Below are 18312 nucleotides of genomic sequence, written 5' to 3'. Positions count from 1 at the left end.
TTCAACATGGCAGTTCAAGCCAGTTGCGATGCGCGCACAGCGACTTGGCCGCTGGTGTTTCAGGTGCGGATAGAAAACGTTCTATTGGGGCGTCTTCGACAATGTGGCCTGCATCCATAACCATCAGTCGTGTGACGCGGCGGGCAGCAAGGCCAAGGTCATGGGTGATCAGCAAAAGCGCCGTGGGCCTATCCGCCAGATAGGCATCCAGCAAATCCATCGTGCCTGCCGCGACGACCGGGTCCAAGGCCGAGGTCGGCTCATCCATCACCAGCAGGTCCGGTGTCCCGATCAAGGCCATGGCGATGACAAAGCGCTGCTGCATGCCCCGGCTCCAGGCCCACGGGCGTTTGCGCAAATTGCTGCCTTCGATCCGAAGTGCTGTGAACAGCTGTTGCTGGCGTGTCGCATCCGGCGTGACATGCAACGCACGTTCGGCCTCGCGCCAATGAAACGCCATGGAGCGCAGAGGATCAAGCGCCTCATCCGGGCTTTGTGGCACATGGGAAACGCTTTGGCCCTGCGTCCGCAGCGCGTCGATCAGTTCATGACCAAGCGTTGATTTGCCTGACCCGGATGCACCAACAAGCCCGACGCGCATCCCGGGCTTGATGTCCACATTTGTGGGATAGAGAATGGTGCGGCCTGAACGGATCGCGCTCAGGCCGATTGCGTGTATCGTCATTCCGTCAAAGCAGTCTCATGTGTGATCCAATACGTCTCTGTCGGATGAACGGCATAGCCCGTCAAGCCTGCGCGCGCGACATTGGTTTGGCTGACGTGAAAGACCGGGATCATGGCTGCGTCTGCCGCGATGATTTCCTGCACACGGTCATAAATCGCCGCACGCCCGTCTTGATCAAACGTGGTGCGTCCATCGGCCAGCAATTGATCCAGTTCGGGGTTGTTGTAGCCGCCGGCGTTTGAACCACCTGTGGATTTCAGCAAGGCTTCCAATACCGCACCGGGGTCACCTTGCGGCGTTGTCACCCATGCCTGCAAGAACATGTCGGCTGTGCCATCCGCAATCGCATCGTTGCTTGCACCGTATTCGCCGACGCGCACATTTGCTTTGACGCCAATGGCTTGCAGGAATGCTTGGGTCAATACGGCGGTCGTGGGCAATGCCGCGCGGGACGAATAGGTCACGATGTCAATTTCTAAAGGTGCGCCATCCAGCATCCATGTGCTGCCTTCTTTCACAGCACCGGCCTTTGCCAGCAACTCCTCTGCCAAGGCCGGATCATAGACCGGCGCGATGTCTGCCGCCCAGCCCATTCCGGCGGGATAAACCGTACCCGCGGGCACGCCGCCAACACCCGAAAGGGCTGCTTGCACAATGCCGTCGCGGTCGATGGCAACTGACACGGCGCGCCGGATCAACGGGTTCGCCATCGGACCATTCGCCGCGTTCATCGTGTAGAAATAAAGCCGCGCGGTCGGGGCCGTGTATCCAACAGCGCCGGTTTCCTGAATCCGGGCAAAGTCCGTCTCGGGATAGTTGATCACCATGTCGACTTCGCCAGCTTCAAAGGCCAAAGTCGATGCGCCCGGATCAGGAATACCCACCACGCGCACTTCTTCTAGGCCCGGTGTGCCAAGGCGATAGTCCGCATTGGCCTCAACACGGTAAAGCTGCTCAGGAATGGCTTCTTTGAAAACGTAAGGGCCTGTTGCGTTGATCGGGAACGCTTCGGACGCTGTGCCCAGAACGGCAATGCCCGGGTCCGACAAGGTCCAAGGGAAAGCAGCGTTGGGGCTGTTTGTTTCAAACACAACAACACGGCTGCCATCCGTCGACATAGACGCCAGATCAAGAAGGTTTGCGGTGCGCGCATTATACCCCGCGTGGTCTGCGTCTGAGATCGGCGCAATCGCATCCACCACCGCTTGTGCCGTTACGGGCGACCCATCATGGAACATCAGGCCGTCGCGCAATGTGACACGCCACGTGGTCGCAGACGCCTGTTCAATGTCTTCGGCCAAACGGGGGTAGAGCTTCAGCGCATAATCAATACCCATCAGGGTTTCCGTCACCCCGGTCTGGTTCGACATCCAACCGTTATAGCCCGCCCGTGGATCTGGCACCGCTGCTGTTGGGCCAAAGCCAACAGAAATGGTGAGGCTTGCGTCTTGGGCCGACGCGGGCAAAACCGGGCTGAGCGCCAAGAGGGTCGCAAGGGTAAGTCTTGTTATAAAAGACATAAATCGTTCCTTTAGGCTTGGGAGTTATTATTGATTTGAGAAGCGTAGCTGTCGCGCGACAGCGTTTTGGCTTCGGCTTTTGACAGCGACGACAGCGTTTCTTCGATGCTTTGGCCGTTGGCATGCGCCTTTTGCCAGATGCGCCGCGCAGATGTGGGCGACCAAGGAAGGGCCGCTTGACCAAGCCAATGGCGCAACGGTGCGGGCAAAGCATCATAGGTTTGCATAGGATTCGCATTGCGACGCTTGCTGCGAAGGCTTGTTTGCCCCAGATTGCGCTTGTTGTGTGCAGACATCTTGTTCGCCAGAAATTGGAAGAATACATTCACGCAACTAATGAAGTTACTGGATGCACGCAACACATAATGTTACGTGAAGTCGAAAATACGCGGAGAACCACATTGAAGCGAAATAGCCGCCTGTCTCTGGCCCTTCACACCCTCAGTCACATGGCGGGTGATCCTGACAAAACGCGCACCTCTGCCGATATTGCGGAACACGCAGGTACAAACCCGGTGGTGGTCCGGCGTGTGTTAGGGCGGCTTCGCGAAGCAGGATTACTGACCTCTGAGAAAGGGCACGCAGGTGGCTGGCGGCTGGCGCGGGTGCCAGAACAGATCACACTTGCTGATGTCTACCTTGCGCTGGATGAACGGCTAGTTGCCAGCGACGGCAACAATGACGCGCCGTCTTGTTCGGTGGAACATGCGTTGCACAAGCGGGTCGCTGGAGTGCTGGAAGACATCGAACAAAGCTTGGTCCAACGCCTTGGCGAAACCTCAATCTCTGAGGTGCGTGGATCTTGACCAATGGGCCAAAGCAGCCGTTCGCCCAAGCAGAGTTAAATGATCCAGACGCGGGACTTTCCTGCTGTCCGATGCTGACCTATGAAGGTCTGCTATTCGGTTATGCAGGCGGTTTGGTTTCTTTCGCAAAGACTAAAACGAGAAGTGCTGTAAGTATGAAACCTAAGGCGGTGATCACCGAGATTGTCACCGCATCCTGCTTGAATGTGATTGACAGAATGGTGGCCGTCACAGGACTAAGCCCAAGGAACGCTGTCACATGACCCACTGGGATACGTGATAGCGCATAAAGCCAGCACCAGAAGCTAGCTCCACTGGATAAACCAATCCCGACCACGAGAAGAGCCGTGATGTGGGTCCAGCCTTCCATCGAAAGCCCTTGTGGTTCCCAAGCTGCGAATGCGCCTAGTGGAACGAGGGATGCCAGCATCGCAAGCAAGCTGACTTGAGCCCCACCATACTTCTGAACGTAAGGCCGGAGGTATACTGAACAAACTGCGCCCGTCAGTGTCGCTACCAGTGCCGCCAAAAGACCCAAAACTTCAAATGGTCCTGTCGCTGATGCGTAAAGATCAGTCCCAAGAAGCACACCAATGCCAAGCAATGACAGTAGAATGGCAAACGTTTCTGTTTTGCTGATGTGCATGTGAAAAACGGCACGCTCGAAAGCGAGAGTTGCTAGAGGCAGCGTTGCGAAAATGAACGACACACGCGCGGACGATGCGAGCAGGACCGCGATGTTCAGCATCGCAATGAGAAGACCGAATTGCCCAATGCCAATAAACGAAATCGGCCAGATGTCACTACATTTGATGCGTGGCTTTTGGCTGGCAATCCAGAAAGGGACCAACACTATGCTGGCGATCAGGTATCGCAAGAACCCTAGTCCTGCGGCTCCAGTTGTACTGACAACAACTTCACTTGCAACAAGTGCTGCGCCAACCTGTATGCCGGTAAAAGACGCAGCAACGTAAGGAAGAAATCTCTTCACTACTCCCCGCGATGCCGCACGAATTCTTGCTCGATAACTTCTGTTCCCCACTGCGTGCCCGGTGTCTCATGGGCAAGAGTAAAGCCGTGCTTTTCGTAAAGATGTCGTGCGGCATCCAATCCTTTGAACGTCCACAGGCGCGTTCGATCAAAGGCGTTGTCGTCCAAAAAGGCCGTAGCCTTGCCGATCAGAAGGCTCCCGATACCCATACCCTGCGCTTTGGGGCTGACTATGAACCACCGCAGATGACTAGCGCGATCGCGCAAGTCCTCGCCATCAAGAGAAACGGACCCCAGAAGTTCGTTGCCCACGTAAGCGGAAAATGATGCGTTTCCTGAATTGTCGATGCGTCCCATAAATTCTGACATTTCAGATGCGACTTTCCGCTCGAAAACAGCGCCAAACCCATAGTATTTCGAGTAAAATGAGGCGTGCAGCTGCGCCACTGAACCGATGATGCCCGAACGGTAACCCTCCTTCACTTCGACTTCCGGCAGAGCGCCCGTTACACGCGCGCCTTTTGCACTCAGCGATTTTGCAAACAAGATGAGACCCGTTTCAATTTGAGACACGTCGGTTGCCGACAGCACATCCAAGGCGGAACGAAGTTGCCCCCGCGCGAATCTTTCGACATCGCCCAGCAGGCTTTGCCCATCCTGCGTCAACGAAAGAACGCGGAATCGCTTGTCACTGGGGTCCGGCCCCACTTCAATCAGACCTTCATTTTGCAGCTTTTGAATAAGGCGACTGACACTAGATTTTTCCAGATGCAAAAGCGCGCCGAGGTCGCTTGCATTGGTCACAGTGCCATATCCAAGTTCGATGATCGTATGCACCGCTGATGGGGATAGCTCAGTGCCAGCCAATCCCTTCTGCATAAAGCCAAGCTCGCGCACGATATGTCGTGAAGCAGCGCGCATTTTGTCGATGCGAGGTGTGTTGAGTATCTGATTCATAGTTGTACTTTACAACTAAAGTTCTGAACCTGTCTAGTTTCACCGGACATTAGCCGCAGCGCAAAAATCTGTGAGTCTTTGCTCACAACCGACCTCTGACGGGCTTGGTCGGATTATCGCGGTAAGAATTAGCGGGTCAGGTCGGCGGCACGGCCATTGTTGCTGTTCCTTTTCGTTCATAGCACTCAAAGCATGACAGAAGCTCAAAACGATAAGGAGCATTAAATGTTGGAGAATGTAGGAACCTAGCAACACGATGCGAAAACGCAGTGTTGCAAGTGATTGACGGCCTTGGAGTGTTCCAATGGTCGCTATTTTTGTTTTTACTGAAAGACTTCAAATGAATACTGATGAAATGACGATGCGCGAAGCAATGACACTCTTTTATGGTGACATTGAGCGCCAAGGCCCCGGCGACGGTGCTTTTACCAAAAGCATACTGCGTAGGCTTCCAAATACCCCCGAGAACTCACGTATTGCCGACTTAGGTTGCGGGACTGGTGCAGGTAGCATGCTGCTTGCCCAACACTACAGCTTGCCCGTTCTTTGTGTGGATAAGGGCCGCCTTTTGCCCTTTCAAACCTACACAGGCCTATCCTGTTCAACTGACCTGGGTATGGGAAATGCGACGCCCCCTTTCCAAGGGTCATACACTTCTACACATCTTGGATAATGCGTGTACGTCTTCATTTCAGCAAAGATAAGGCCGCCGACAGGTGTTGCCTTAACCCATTTGGCGCACGATCAGGATCGAACACATTTTTGTGCGATAAAGCCGCTCATAATCCAATATCGTGGGATCGGGCAGTTTCTATTCAAATTGAATAGCCTAAACTTGAATACGAATGTCATCAAAAAAGAAACCGGAGTCACGATCTCTCTTTTCACCCTATGACGATGAAAAGAAACTTAGATTGCAAAGTCGAAAGCTAACCTTCATAGTTTTTAAATGCCTAATTACGAGGAAATAGGGCGCTTTTTGGCGGCACTTAAGCTGAAAAAGGCACGCGCATTGGCGATGTACCTGCTTTTGGCACCCGGCCGAGAACGACGCAACGAGTTGATCATTGATCTGCTTTGGCAAGAATCAAAATCAGGGAAATCATACGCGTCGCTCCGCCAAACTGTGCGGCATTTACGCCAAACTTCGGACGCTGCCGACACACTGCCCCTTCTGACCGGCAATGGCTGCATTTCCACAGATTTACCGCGTGAGTGGTGCTTATTGAGTGATCTTGCGACCGGACTGCAAAACCAAACACAGTTCGTCAAAGCGTCGCGAACGATCACTTCGTTTCTGGAACATCTGGATTTGTTGATTGGGATATCCGACACCTTTGACGGCTGGCTTGCAATTACCCGTGATCGCGCGATTTCCAAGTTCCGCGCAACTTTAGAGCACGCTGTTGAAACGGGCACAGGTGACGGCGCTCTCAGTGCTGCCGAATTTCTTATCGACATCGATCCCAACAATGAAATTGGCACCCGTTGGTTGATGCTGCACCATTGGCGAGCCCAATCGGCAAAGCGCGCGATCGAACTTTATAATCGCCTTTACGTAGCGCTAGACGAAGAATTTGATCAAGAGCCCGAAACCGCCACGATGGAGCTGCTGGCAGCCATCAAACTTGACCCTGAAGGGGCCAGGGCAAGCAACCCCGCCAAACCTGCGCGCCAAAAGGTAACGTTGGTTGTGGAAGAAGTTGAAAACCTCAGACTCAGCCGACGCGATGCAAGTTTTCAGTCCGTCTTGGTCAGTGATTTACGCAGCGTGCTCAGCCGCTTTCGCGAGTGGCAAGTTGTCGGCTCCAAACCAATGGGCAACGATTTTCTATCGATTCATCTCAAGCTGTTTTCAATCGATGGCAAATACCGCCTGTCCGTCGAGGTCATCCACACCGAACGTCGCGAATTGCTCTGGTCAGAGCTGATCGATGACCCACACAACGACTGGTCCGGCAAAGTGCGCCTGCTGGTGCTGAATATCGGCAATGCGCTGCGTGTTGTCGTGGCGGACAGGCAAAGTGTGGACAACCGCGCCGCGCTGTATGACCGCTGGTTACAGTCTTTGGCCCTTAAAGGCACCTGGACCAAAACCGACGAAGAAAAGGCTGTGGTGTTGTTGCGCGGGATCACTCAGGAAGTTCCGGACTTTGGCCCCGCACATGCGGAACTTGCCGGTATCTACAACATTCGCCATGTCCTGAGGCCAGGAACATTTCAGGCCAATCACCTTAAAGACATGGCATTGAACCACGCGCTAGAGGCGGTTTCAGCCGATGCTATGGACACCCGTGCACACCGCGTGCTGGCGTGGTGTTACTGTCATAAATCAGAATTCGACCTTGCCGAATTCCACTTTGAGCAATCGCTTTTGCTGAACCCGCAAAACGCCCACACGATTGCATCTTCGGCACTCGGGTTTGCGTTTTGTGACAACGCTGCACGCACAAAAGAGATGATCACGGATTTGTCCCGATTGCCTCAGGCAATGGAGCCGTTTCACCAGATTTACCTCGCAGCGGCGGGATATCTTGTGGGCGCTTATGAAGACACAGTGCGCTACTGCGTTGGAGGTGATGGCCTGATGTCGACTGTGGGCGGATGGCACAGTGCAGCTCTGATAAAATTGGGAGACACCGACGCGGCAAACTGCCGTTTCGGCGACTATTTCAAAGAAATCAGCGCGACGTGGTATGGCGATCACGCAGCAACACCACGCAGCGTGATCGATTGGTATGTTTCATGTTTTCCGTTGCGAAACGAAGCCGTGCGTGAAGATTTACGGCAAACGCTCAATCAAATTGCTTTTCAGGGCCAATCAATCGCACATTTCGGTGATATAGATGCCGATCGCACGGTGGAAAGCTGCAACAGGTGACGCGAGAATCCTCACCATGCTTAGTTCAGTTTCATCCTCGGCGTCAGCAAGTAATTCATCATAGCTGCCTAGCTTTTTGTCGACGTCTTCGGCCATTTTATTCTGATCAGCCTGCGACAACGGCTGCCCGTCAGTACCGGTAAATTCGGTCACTAGCTCTTTGATCAAACGATTGAAGTAAAGCCTCATCATCAACCGATCGAGTTCGTAAGTCAGCGGTGGCTCGTACCCCGGAATCTGATCTTTTTCTTTGAAAAATGTCTCGCGGTACGCCAGTGTATCCTTGGCCGGGATCACCAATGTTCGCACGTTTTTGTCCAATGGCGTGCGCTCATCGTACTTCAGTTCAACCGTTACGTTGTCCAACAATTCCTCAAGCTTTGGATCGTTGGGGTCGTGATTGAAGGGGCCTTTGACCACCAGTGCATTTCTCAGCTGCTCAGTGACTTTCAGATATTCCGGCGACCCCCGTTCGAGATGTGCATTTTGTGACAGTTCGATAATCTTTTTGCCGATAAATTCGACCGTCAACGCGGTGCCCGCTGCACCATTATTATTTGGATTTTGATCGATTGATCCGTCTGAATGAAGATATCGTGTCTTGCCTTGGTCGATCTTGCGTCCGACGATGGTATAGGTATCCATGGTAAAGTCCTTTACTTTATTGGTCTGTCATTGAAATGAGTTCGAGCATCGAATTCGGCCGCGGTAAATCTGCGACCACATACGCAGGGCTGGTAAAGCGCACTTGGCCAATCGCGTGCATCACCGTGCGCCGCAGCATGATGCTGCCCAAGTGGCCAAAGCCACCTTTGTCGCCATAAAGCTGCGCTTCTATCATCAGGATAAGAAACAACGGCGCTTTTCTTATGTCAGCGGCATCTACCGACCAATCAAAAGCACTGGCATGTTTGCTGGTAAATTCCTGTGCCAAGACTGCAGCTGACAGGCGATTACTCCACTCAGGCGGCATTTGTGAACGGATGCCTGCCACCGCAGTGCTTTGCAGTTTTAGTGCGCCGGTAATGCGCGCTGTTGCAAGATCAAGTTGGGCAATGGAAATCCCGTTCACCGGAGCGAATTTGGGCGAAAAACTGGCGCAGACACCTGTCTTTGTACCGCCAGCCTGACCATCAAAAAACAACGACCAATCCAACGGCCAGCCGCTTATGATCCGTTCATCATCCTCTGGCGAGGCCAACAACAATTCACTCAATTTGCGCAGCTCGGGGAATTTGTATTTCCGTCGCGGCAGCGCATGAAACGCCCGCATCACCCCATGCAAAAGGCTGGTTTCACCCAGCAAAGGATAGCTTTCAAGGTCCGCCGTGGACAAAGCCATAACATCCGGATGGACAAATTGAGGAAGGAAGTCCGTGACGATCAAATGGTGCCAAACTTCCAAAACATGTGCTCGCGCCAGAACATAGCTTGTCTCTTTGCGGTTTTTTGGCGACTGACCATCGGATTCAAGCGCCAAGTAAGCGCGGCGCGCCACTTGATTATGAAATTTCATTAAAATCGCAGTCAGCCGATGCAGAACATGGGTGTCGCGGTTGCGGCTGTCATATAACGCGCGCACGCTGGCATCCCCACCGACATGGGCATGGGTCATCACATTGCGGCGTTTGATACGGAACAGGTAAGTTTTGGGATCAAACAGATGATGCAGCGTTACTGGCCCAGCGCCATAAAGTGTCCCCAAGGTCAGCGGGTTTTCGATGATGTTGTATCGGGTTGGTTCAAAATCGGTTTGCGCAGCCATTTGCACATCCCGCGGACGTTCGGTGTGCGGGACTTGCGCAAGCGGAACACTATGACCAAGGTCGTGGCCAATGAGCTGACCAAAATAGGTGTATCCGGCAGGCACCTCCATCTTGCTCTGCAAGCACGCATCGCGCCAATCCCGACTGGAAAGATCAAATTCAGGAAGGCCGACCTGCCCCCCGCCGCCATCGCCGTTTTGCGGTGGATCTAGAACCCGTTTTGCCATGTCGCCGTCAAGTTGAAGCCCGAACGGTTTGGCATACTTGTTTGAACAACACCCCGCGGCAGACATCTCAAATGCTTCAAATATCTTTTGACGTTTATTTGTATCTGACATTGGGTTTTTCTTTCTATAAATAGCTACATAAAAGGGGCTGCGGGGCCATTGGCATGCAGCTGCGACGTCCCTTCGATGCAGCATTGCCAGACGACCCGATACTGGTCAGGTGGTGTGATGTCGCGAAATTTCGGTGAACACACCGCCTTGCTCACAACCTCTTTAAGGCGCATGTTTCCCAACGCTTGTTTACGCAAGGATACCTCGTCTTGTGGCAATATTGCGGGACATCGCAGCGCATAGTTTTTGATCTTGGCCTCAATCGTGCTGACGTCGCGCGTCGAATATCCGCTGCGAACAGCCAGGACCTCCATTAGGTTAAGCTCCATCAACAAGGTTTCACGCAGTGCCTTACGGGCCGCGTCAACCACGCAGGCCGAAGACCCGAACCCCAATATCGGATCTTGCCCATTGGGGTATTCGGACTTGCAGACCACCGTATGAATGTCAGATGTTGTTGTCAGAGACCAAAGCGCAGTCACGCGTTTTATCTCGGCTGTTGCGCGTTTTTGATCAAGCCAGCCGGTAAAGCCATGCAGCAGCAACCATCCATCCGGAATTTTCCGAGCGCTCCCCTGCCCCAACCACCACTGCCAGATGGCAACCCGTTCGTGGGCTTCGTAAAGCGCATTAAGTTGCGCGTATTCTGGATCGACATGCGCCGCGATACCCGTTTGCCCGACAGATACGCGTTTTGACGGCTCGCTGGACAGGGCACGGCGCGCCATAATTTCTGCAGTTTCACTCAGGCATCGTTGCAGCGCATCGTCACGTGTATTGCCCAGACCGCTTGCAGTTTTGCCGACCAACGTCACAGCTTCGATAATACAAATATGTGGTGCAAAAATGGACTCGCGCCAATCCCAACAGTCTTGTTCCCAATAGGAAATCAGCTGCTTTTCGTGCCCTGTCTCGTGCATAATTAGGCGGTTCCTTTGGTGTTATCGATCAAGATCACTGGCGCGTTCACATGCACATTGCCAGTGAGCTGTGATTTTCCTGTGATCTGGTCATGTCCCAACTGGCCTTCCCTTTGCGGTGTGATCCCCAGTCAACCCGAAGATTCCAAATCTGCACAGGTAAAAAATAAGAAAATCGCCCTGAATTCCTTCAGAAAATACTGCCCGAAATTCTGCGTCACGCAAAAATCACACGCCGCAGTTACGCTTCATTCCCAAGATGCTTTCACGACACAAGGCTATGAAATTTAGCCTGACAAAATTAGGGGAAAAAAGAAATGGCAAAGCAAAGTTACTTCACCATCCGTGATCGGGTGTTTCAAAGGTTGAAGCAAACCAGCGGCAAGAAAGTCGCCCATAATCATAAGGTTGCGACCCACATCGGGCCCGGCGCTACGACGCTTTCAGCATATTTGAACGTTCTGAACGCCCTACCGGGCTTTGTCGCTGACGGGGTGTTTCTGGCACCCGGTGAGGTCGTCTCAAAACCAAGCGTCGAGGATCTGCTGACTGCTGTCATCGAAGATTACAATTCTCGCGGTTGGCTCATTCATTTCGGTTAGGAACATTTCAATGAATCGATTTTTCAACGCTGGTCTCGCCAGCACTTTTGCCGCGACCATGATCGCGACACACGCAACCGCGCTGCCTCTGTCAGAGATCAAGAAACGCGATTTTAACAACGACGGGTTCATTGAGCGCGGCCCAGAGATCGAAGCCCTCAAAGATTTGGCGGCAGACCTTTCCGCGCCTCAAACCTCGCGGCTTGGCACCTTTCTGAGCGGAGAAGCCGATAGCATCCCTGTGAATGAACTTGCCGAGGGTCCCTACTACCTTCGCCTTGCAGAACGCTGCAAAACTGGGTCGCAGTTTGTGTTGCAAGAAAACGTTACGCAACTGTCGCTCAACAGCCCAGACGCAGTTTTACCCTCAAAGAATGGCGCGCTCTTTTCTCTTTCGCATGATCGGCTGAGCGGTCAGACGGATTGGAAAGTTGCGGGCGCATTGGCCTGGGTGCCAAAAGGTGCATCCAATCGTTGCCTGCTGGCAGGAGCCACAGAAGAGCCGACAGGTGCAGCGCTATCTGCATTTGCCCTCGCACCGTACATTTCGTTCAACGGGACAGGCGACTCTACAGCCACGGGAACAAGCGATTTGTCCTTTGGTGTGCTTGGTCAATTCCAGGTCTTTGGTGGGGTTTTTGATCTGCAAGAATTTTCGATCGCGCCATATTTTCGCACAGATTTTCAGGGTGACGCAGAAGTCTATGGTTTAACGGCAAGCTGGAAACCATATCATTTCGAAAGCCGGTTGAACGGCCTGCAAGGTGACTTTGGAAAACGGTCCTTCGACTGGTCGTTCGGGGCTCAGGTCAACTATTTGACCGTGCAAAAAGGCGGCAATTCGGGGCTGGTCAGCGGCACTGAACATGCATGGGCCGGTTTTGATCTTGGTGCGGGATACACCTTTTCTAGCGTCGGTGATCACGGGTTACGCCTGTCAGCCGGGGTCAGTGCCTACCATGATTTTTCGAACAGCGTAACGGCTGTCAAATACGATGCTGCGGCAAGATTAGGCCTGTCAAAGGACAACCGCACCTCGCTTGAATTGCTCTACGAGAAGGGCAAAGACCGCTTGACGATGCAAGACGTCGACGGGGTAACCCTGAACCTCAGGCTTTCATTTTAAAGCCGATACATCCCTCAAAATTAGGAGATTTCTTCATGAAAAACCCACCCCCAATCCGCGACTTTTCCGCTTGGGTCAACCTGCAGCGTCCCGGTCCCTTCAAGATCATCGTCACAGGTGAGGTCGAGACAAAAAGCAGCGCTGATCTGCCCCATCTCAGTCCGAATGCGGCCCCCCGCACCTCCAGCAGCACCTTGGAACTGGATCTATCAATCCGCAATACAGGTGGTATCGGCACACAGGCATTCCAGTACCATGATGCGCGCTTTGAAGGACCAGCCAATTCAGGCCAATACACCAAAGTGCTGATTTTGTGGCAGGGCGACATCCTGTGCGAACTGGACGTCAGCGAAGCGCATTAGCACAACGAACAAGCGACGCTGGAACATCCACATACCCTGCAAAGACACCTGAAGGATGACAAAGTTCCCGCCCACCCAAAGCCTGAATTTATTTTCCGATCCACCAAAAGGAACACTTCAATGACAGACCAAAACACACCGACACACGATGACCTGCTAAAGGCGCTGACCCTAACGTTGGCGAGCAAACCCCTGCCCAAAAATCGGTTAAGCGAGATCGCGAAAGCCATGAGCGAAGCGCGCTTTCCCATCATTGATTACGACATTTGCACCCTTGGTATGTGCATCGAACATCGCTACGATTCCGGTTTGCCGGACTTCGATTTGTCCGACTTTATGGATGATCGTCTTGGCAAAATTCGCAAGATCGAGATTTTTCCAGAAGGGATTCTCATTCAAAACCAATCCCGCCTGCGCGTGACCCACTCCCTTTGAATTGAGAGCCATCAACATGCTGACACGTCACCCAATTGTCCAAATTCACCCATCGCGGTTTTGCAATTACACTTGTCTGCATTGCTATTCTTCGTCTTCTCCCGATGTCCGCAACGGCTTACCAGTGAACACGATTTTATCGACCACGGCGCGACTTGCAGACGAAGGATACCGGCTCGCTTCTCTTTCGGGGGGCGAGCCGGTTTTATACGCGGAATTCGAGGCACTGGCCGAAGGATTGACTGCGCAGGGGTATCAAACATCCGTCATCAGCAATGGAACCCATCCACACCGTCTATTGCGCACAATGCAAGCCGGGCATGTGCAACACGCGTCCATCAGCATCGATGGTCCGCAACATCTGCACGACACAATCCGACAAAAGGAAGGTGCGTTCAAACGCGCACTCACTGCCCTTTCTACATTGCTTGACGACGGGCAGTCGACTGGCGCGGTGGTTTCCGTCACACAACAATCTTTGCCGCATTTACCGCAAGTAGTTGACGATCTGATTGCACACGGAATTCAGCAAATCCAGTTGCATCCGATCGCGGCCGTTGGGCGGGCGTCGCAGTCGGTGGACATCATTGGCGCAGAACTTCCACAAGAAGCCCTGATGCGCTTGATCCTGATTGCCGAGGTGTTCAGCAAACTGTACCCTAACGTCCAGTTTCATTGTGACGCAGTGTCTGGTGCCATGTTGAACACGCAGCCCCCTGCACAAAATGGGCGACTGATCAGCCCCATCGTTATCCGGGACGACGGCTGGTTGGTGCCCTATTCTTACGATGTTTCAAACACATTCGCGCTAGGGCACGTCAGCGACCCTGTGGTCAACTGCCGTCTGAATGACCAAACAGCGGCAGCTGTAGATTGCGCGCTGGACGCTTGCAAACGCCTTGCAGCCTGCACGTTTTACCGAGAATTCGCAAACGTTGCCAAGCAAGCCTAGCGCTGGAGCTGTCAGACCGACTCAAACGCATCTGCAGATAAATTCATGAAGGTAATCACTTCTGTCGTACTTAGTGATGCATCCAGTGGTCCTTGCCTATCGATGCCATTTACGCAGGCCATGCTTTACCTACTGCCCAAATTGAGGCCACGTTTTTAGCATCCCTGGGCAAACACTTTTAGGCCGCGCAGAGTGGATCAAGGGCTTGGGATCGGTGTCAAAAGCATGGCTGTACTAGCGGGCAATAGGCGAAGCTCGACGTCGACCTTTGGATAAGTTTCAACAAACGCAGGTTTAAGGAGCTTTCGCCGTGGGACGCAAAAGCGGTGCATCAGTCAAAGTAGGTGGAATGAGCAAGATCACGACCGACAGCAGATCGGCCAAACGGTCTGCCTGCACTGCCAGAGCAAGCAAAAGTAGGGCCAAGACGCGGCATTCATTGACCGCCGCAAGATAGGTCACCTTCAACACATTCTAACTGGCGCTTTAGCATCCGGGTCTGCATGCGGGTTAGTTCAGCAAGACAAGTCAAGAGAACGTATGGGTGCACACTGCCCCCTTGCGTCCCGGCGCTGGCAAATGCGCACTGAGCATCCCGATAAGCAATCCACTTGCGTTGCACCATCCGCAGCGTCATGGTCCTGCCCAGCGCACAGAGTCATGGAGTTCTGATTGCCGACGCTTCCGCAATTCGTGTCACCGGCAAGAGCACCAGACACAAGACCTGAAAATACAAACGCGCTCAAAACTACTTTCATTACTTTTCCCGTCATCGTCAGTCAGATGTGACAAATTGCTGTGATAAAGTTCGCTCCAATACCCTCGTTTTTTTGGCACTGGCACAGACTTGCTTAATGAAGCAAAGCGGCGTGAAAACCGTCCATTCGCACCCTTTGCAGCAAAGACCGCACATCAACATTGGGGTCTGATACCAGGTTGGGATCAACGCTTTTCCCATTATCAATCAATCGTTTAGCCACCATATACGCGCGCGGGTCATTCATCGCGTCGACGGCAATTAACTGATCCGCGGCATAATACCAATATGATGCCCTCCCATCGTCGCACGCTCGCGCCACGACACGGTCATACCCTTGCGACAGGCCAACAATTTGTAACTTCACGTCGTACTGGTCCGACCAGAACCACGGTTTTACAGTATACTGCGTTTGCGCGCCGGTGATCGCTTCCGCCGCCGCGCGCGCCTGATCTATAGCGTTTCCCACGCTTTCCAAACGTATGCGCCCGCCCGCGTGCGGGAAAGAGGCGCAATCACCGACCGCCAAAATTGCGGGATCACTGGTGATGCAAGCCGCGTCGACCTTGATGCCGTTCTCGATCTCAAGTCCTGCCGCCTTTGCCAAGTCGATATTGGGGCGCACGCCGATACCGACGACAACCACGTCAACGTCCAGAACGCTGCCATCGGACAGTTCAGCACCCGTCACCGACGTGTCGCCGGTCAACCGCATAACTGTCACCCCCTCGCGGATGTCGACGCCGTGGCTTTTGTGAAGGTCGCGAAAATAGCGGGCAGTTTCTGTTGCGGCGACCCGTTTTAAAATGCGCGTCGATGCTTCGACCAGCGTGACTTTCATGCCCAGCGCCGCGCCAACGGCGGCAGCTTCAAGCCCGATGTATCCGCCTCCGATGATCAATGCATGCTGGCCCGGTACAAATCTCGTAGCCAACGCATCGGCGTCGGCAAGCGAGCGCATGCAATGCACCCGACCCAAACCGCCCCCGATGGCATCGGGCAGCTGGATTGGCGAAGCCCCGGTCGCCAGCACCAATCTGTCATAACCAACACGCGTTCCATCACCTAAAACGACCGTCTTGGCCTCGCGATCAATTGCAACACAATCACACCCCAGCTTTAGCGTGATATCCATGTCGTCATAAAACGGTAACGGACGCAAAAACAGTCGCGCAAGTTCCATTTTACCAAGTAGATACGCCTTGGATAGCGGCGGGCGTTGATAGGGCGCGTGCTGTTCTGAACCGATCAAAGTGATCGGACCTGTCATCCCAAGCTCGCGCAGTTTGGCGCAAACTTCAAATCCGGCCTGTCCCGCCCCGATGACGACCGTCGAAAGGGTGGAATCAACCGGATCAGTCACGATTTGTCGACAAATACAGCGGTAAGATCGGCGTTCATCGCGACACTTTGTGCCACGTCTGGGAACGTCCCGTCGCGCACGTCGGCGATATATTCGCCATATGCAGCAATGCGATCTGCCTGCATTTTGTCGCGCTCGGCGGCAAAGTTACGGTAGGTTTTCGCGTGGCGTGGAATGTGGCCACGGTTTTCCCCCAACAAATCCGCAGAAAAAAGATATTGGGCATCGCATCCACCACCGGAGCCCAGCGAAATCGTCAGCATGGACGTGCGTTCGGTAATTTCGGTGGCCAATTGCGCTGCAACGACCTCCATCTCGACGGCAAAAGCACCCGCCGCCTCGAACTCTTGCACCTGTTGCCAAACCATCTGGGCCTGTTCCGTGGTTTTACCGACGGCCTTGAACCCGCCAGTCCACGTGGCCTTGGGCGGCACGAGCCCGACATGGCAGATCACCGGGACGCCTTCACGGGCCAAAGCCTCAACGATGCGCGGGCTATAGCCGCAATAGACGGATTGCGCGCCTGCCATCATTGCGTTCATGGCATCGCGCAGAGCCTCTATGTCGGACGCGTGTTTGCCCCACGGCAAACCGTATTGGAAATGCGTATCGGGCACCGCGCTGGCCCAGTGCGCACGTTCGGGCACAAAGGCGGTCCCGATCATATCCATGCCTGCGACAGAGGCGGCAATTGCCTCCTCCTCGGATGCGACCTGCACATAAGTGATGGTGCGTTTGCCTTTGGCCTCGCGCAAGTCTTTGATCGTCATACCGCCCATTTACTTGGCTCCGTTCGTGAGTTTTTTGCGCCGTTCGCGAATTTTGGCATCAGAGTGCACAGTGCCATCGTGGAACGATCCGAACCATTTGTCCCACGGTAGCTCTAGCGATCCGTAGTTACACTCGAAATAGCGGTGGTGCATCTGGTGGTGGAACGTGCCCAGCTTTAGGCGGTTCTTGTCCTTGACGAGCATGCCTTCGAACCCGGTGTGCGTCGTGGCGGCGGTCAGGGCGTAATATTGCAGGTGAAACAGAATGTGGATCGGGTGTGCGGCCACGACAAAGTGGATCAGCACGGACCCAAGGAAGATCAAGTGTTCCACCGGGTGCATCGCCATGCCCGACCAAGGCCCGACGTTGATGTTGCGGTGGTGCAGCGCGTGCACGTGTTTGTAGAAGAACGGAATGTGCAGGAGCCGGTGGATCCAGTAGAAATAAAAGCTCTCCCAGACGGGGATCAGTAGAAACAGGGCGATAAACCAGATGGGGTTCGCAGCCCATGTCAGCATTGGCGCATATCCGTTGGCCATGGCCCAGAACATCAGCACTTCGTAGGCTGTCCAAACGGTCACGCCGCTGGTTATCGTCCAAAACATATTGTCGCGGATCTGCCCACCCAGCGTGAATTGCCGCCCGTTTTTCATCAGCGGACGCGGGTCATATTTCAGCGCCTGCCCTTGCTTGGTGAAGGTATAGAAGTACAGATGCAGTCCCCCTGCCACGAGGGTCATCAACACCACATTGCGGATGAACATCTCTGCGATCCAACCAATCGCAAGCGTTTGCGTTTCCGCCAATGGTGGTTGGAACCCGTAGAACGAAATGCAGGCAATCGCGACGATGATCAGTCGCTCAGTGATAAAAAACCACGAATTCCAGACCCAGGCCAAAAATGCCATCGGGCGTGGGGGCCAACTAAAGAGCGGCGAAACCTGCAACGGAACGTCCGGTGTGTGGTTCCAACCTTTGAGGGGGGCGTCAGACATGGTGAACCTCGCATTTTGTATCACCTGCAACCCTGACATGCTTTGCCTAATCTGAAAAATAGTATTAAACGATAAACTTGTTCTGA

20 protein-coding genes are annotated in these 18312 nt (G+C 53.7%); 8 read left to right on the top strand and 12 right to left on the bottom strand.

From position 1 onward, the window contains the following. Position 1: 1 nt before the first annotated feature. From ACFIO0_RS00170 to ACFIO0_RS00160, 3 genes are read right to left on the bottom strand one after another with little or no spacing between them, the layout of a single operon-like run. The gene (locus tag ACFIO0_RS00170; protein WP_390912458.1) at positions 2–685 is read right to left on the bottom strand and encodes an ATP-binding cassette domain-containing protein; all 684 of its coding nucleotides are present in this window, start codon (positions 683–685) and stop codon (positions 2–4) included. Continuing rightward, the gene (locus tag ACFIO0_RS00165; RefSeq protein WP_390912456.1) at positions 682–2205 is read right to left on the bottom strand and encodes an ABC transporter substrate-binding protein; all 1524 of its coding nucleotides are present in this window, start codon (positions 2203–2205) and stop codon (positions 682–684) included. Before ACFIO0_RS00165 ends, ACFIO0_RS00170 begins: the two co-directional genes overlap by 4 nt. Positions 2206–2216: 11 nt before the next feature. Further along, a complete protein-coding gene (locus ACFIO0_RS00160) occupies positions 2217–2432 on the bottom strand; it encodes a DUF6525 family protein (RefSeq protein ID WP_390912454.1) in 216 nt (71 codons plus the stop codon). Between the two features lie 174 nt (positions 2433–2606). Between ACFIO0_RS00160 and ACFIO0_RS00155 the strand changes: the two genes are divergently transcribed. Beyond that, complete coding sequence (locus ACFIO0_RS00155) at positions 2607–3011, top strand: Rrf2 family transcriptional regulator (protein ID WP_390912452.1); 405 nt, start codon at positions 2607–2609, stop codon at positions 3009–3011. Between the two features lie 100 nt (positions 3012–3111). On the opposite strand, the gene ACFIO0_RS00150 is transcribed toward ACFIO0_RS00155, so the two are convergent. Both ACFIO0_RS00150 and ACFIO0_RS00145 read right to left on the bottom strand, forming a co-directional pair. Next, entirely contained in the window at positions 3112–4002 is an 891-nt protein-coding gene (locus ACFIO0_RS00150; protein WP_390912450.1) for an EamA family transporter, read from the bottom strand. After that, positions 4002–4958 carry a GNAT family N-acetyltransferase gene (locus ACFIO0_RS00145; protein WP_390912448.1) on the bottom strand — a complete coding sequence of 319 codons (957 nt, stop codon included), beginning with the start codon at positions 4956–4958 and terminating at the stop codon, positions 4002–4004. Before ACFIO0_RS00145 ends, ACFIO0_RS00150 begins: the two co-directional genes overlap by 1 nt. Positions 4959–5262: 304 nt before the next feature. On the opposite strand from ACFIO0_RS00145, the gene ACFIO0_RS00140 reads away from it, so the two are divergent. Further along, the gene (locus ACFIO0_RS00140) at positions 5263–5631 is read left to right on the top strand and encodes a hypothetical protein (RefSeq protein WP_390912447.1); all 369 of its coding nucleotides are present in this window, start codon (positions 5263–5265) and stop codon (positions 5629–5631) included. 276 nt (positions 5632–5907) lie between these two features. Beyond that, positions 5908–7839, top strand: coding sequence for a BTAD domain-containing putative transcriptional regulator (locus tag ACFIO0_RS00135; RefSeq protein ID WP_390912445.1), 1932 nt, complete (start codon positions 5908–5910; stop codon positions 7837–7839). On the opposite strand, the gene ACFIO0_RS00130 is transcribed toward ACFIO0_RS00135, so the two are convergent. The 3 genes from ACFIO0_RS00130 to ACFIO0_RS00120 are packed head-to-tail and all read right to left on the bottom strand — an operon-like array spanning position 7780 to position 10863. Beyond that, positions 7780–8484: a hypothetical protein gene (locus ACFIO0_RS00130; RefSeq protein ID WP_390912443.1), complete on the bottom strand. Its 705-nt coding sequence runs from the start codon at positions 8482–8484 to the stop codon at positions 7780–7782. The genes ACFIO0_RS00135 and ACFIO0_RS00130 overlap by 60 nt on opposite strands. A gap of 16 nt (positions 8485–8500) precedes the next feature. Further along, on the bottom strand, positions 8501–9943 hold the full coding sequence (locus tag ACFIO0_RS00125; protein WP_390912441.1) for a hypothetical protein: 1443 nt from the start codon (positions 9941–9943) through the stop codon (positions 8501–8503). A 23-nt stretch (positions 9944–9966) separates the two neighbouring features. Continuing rightward, the gene (locus tag ACFIO0_RS00120) at positions 9967–10863 is read right to left on the bottom strand and encodes a YcaO-like family protein (RefSeq protein ID WP_390912439.1); all 897 of its coding nucleotides are present in this window, start codon (positions 10861–10863) and stop codon (positions 9967–9969) included. A gap of 317 nt (positions 10864–11180) precedes the next feature. Between ACFIO0_RS00120 and ACFIO0_RS00115 the strand changes: the two genes are divergently transcribed. The 5 genes from ACFIO0_RS00115 to ACFIO0_RS00095 all read left to right on the top strand — a co-directional run bounded on the left by ACFIO0_RS00115 (position 11181) and on the right by ACFIO0_RS00095 (position 14340). Continuing rightward, positions 11181–11465, top strand: a complete 285-nt coding sequence (locus ACFIO0_RS00115) for a hypothetical protein (protein WP_390912437.1) — start codon at positions 11181–11183, stop codon at positions 11463–11465. 10 nt (positions 11466–11475) lie between these two features. Beyond that, positions 11476–12591, top strand: a complete 1116-nt coding sequence (locus ACFIO0_RS00110; RefSeq protein WP_390912435.1) for a hypothetical protein — start codon at positions 11476–11478, stop codon at positions 12589–12591. Positions 12592–12626: 35 nt separating this feature from the next. Further along, on the top strand, positions 12627–12953 hold the full coding sequence (locus ACFIO0_RS00105) for a hypothetical protein (RefSeq protein WP_390912434.1): 327 nt from the start codon (positions 12627–12629) through the stop codon (positions 12951–12953). A 120-nt stretch (positions 12954–13073) separates the two neighbouring features. Further along, the gene (locus ACFIO0_RS00100) at positions 13074–13388 is read left to right on the top strand and encodes a hypothetical protein (protein WP_390912432.1); all 315 of its coding nucleotides are present in this window, start codon (positions 13074–13076) and stop codon (positions 13386–13388) included. A 16-nt stretch (positions 13389–13404) separates the two neighbouring features. Continuing rightward, positions 13405–14340 (top strand): radical SAM protein, encoded by a 936-nt coding sequence (locus tag ACFIO0_RS00095; protein WP_390912430.1) that lies wholly within the window; start codon positions 13405–13407, stop codon positions 14338–14340. A gap of 436 nt (positions 14341–14776) precedes the next feature. On the opposite strand, the gene ACFIO0_RS00090 is transcribed toward ACFIO0_RS00095, so the two are convergent. From ACFIO0_RS00090 to ACFIO0_RS00075, 4 genes are all read right to left on the bottom strand, one after another. After that, the gene (locus ACFIO0_RS00090; RefSeq protein WP_390915380.1) at positions 14777–14965 is read right to left on the bottom strand and encodes a lysozyme inhibitor LprI family protein; all 189 of its coding nucleotides are present in this window, start codon (positions 14963–14965) and stop codon (positions 14777–14779) included. 226 nt (positions 14966–15191) lie between these two features. Further along, entirely contained in the window at positions 15192–16460 is a 1269-nt protein-coding gene (locus ACFIO0_RS00085; RefSeq protein WP_390912428.1) for an FAD-dependent oxidoreductase, read from the bottom strand. Continuing rightward, complete coding sequence (locus ACFIO0_RS00080) at positions 16457–17239, bottom strand: 3-methyl-2-oxobutanoate hydroxymethyltransferase (RefSeq protein WP_390912427.1); 783 nt, start codon at positions 17237–17239, stop codon at positions 16457–16459. Before ACFIO0_RS00080 ends, ACFIO0_RS00085 begins: the two co-directional genes overlap by 4 nt. Further along, entirely contained in the window at positions 17240–18226 is a 987-nt protein-coding gene (locus ACFIO0_RS00075) for a sterol desaturase family protein (protein WP_390912425.1), read from the bottom strand. Positions 18227–18312 lie beyond the last annotated feature (86 nt).

Source organism: Pseudosulfitobacter sp. SM2401, assembly GCF_042932805.1.
GTDB lineage: Bacteria > Pseudomonadota > Alphaproteobacteria > Rhodobacterales > Rhodobacteraceae > Ascidiaceihabitans.
The sequence above is the reverse complement of the archived record's forward strand: the minus strand, read 5'-3'. Positions and strand labels throughout refer to the sequence as shown.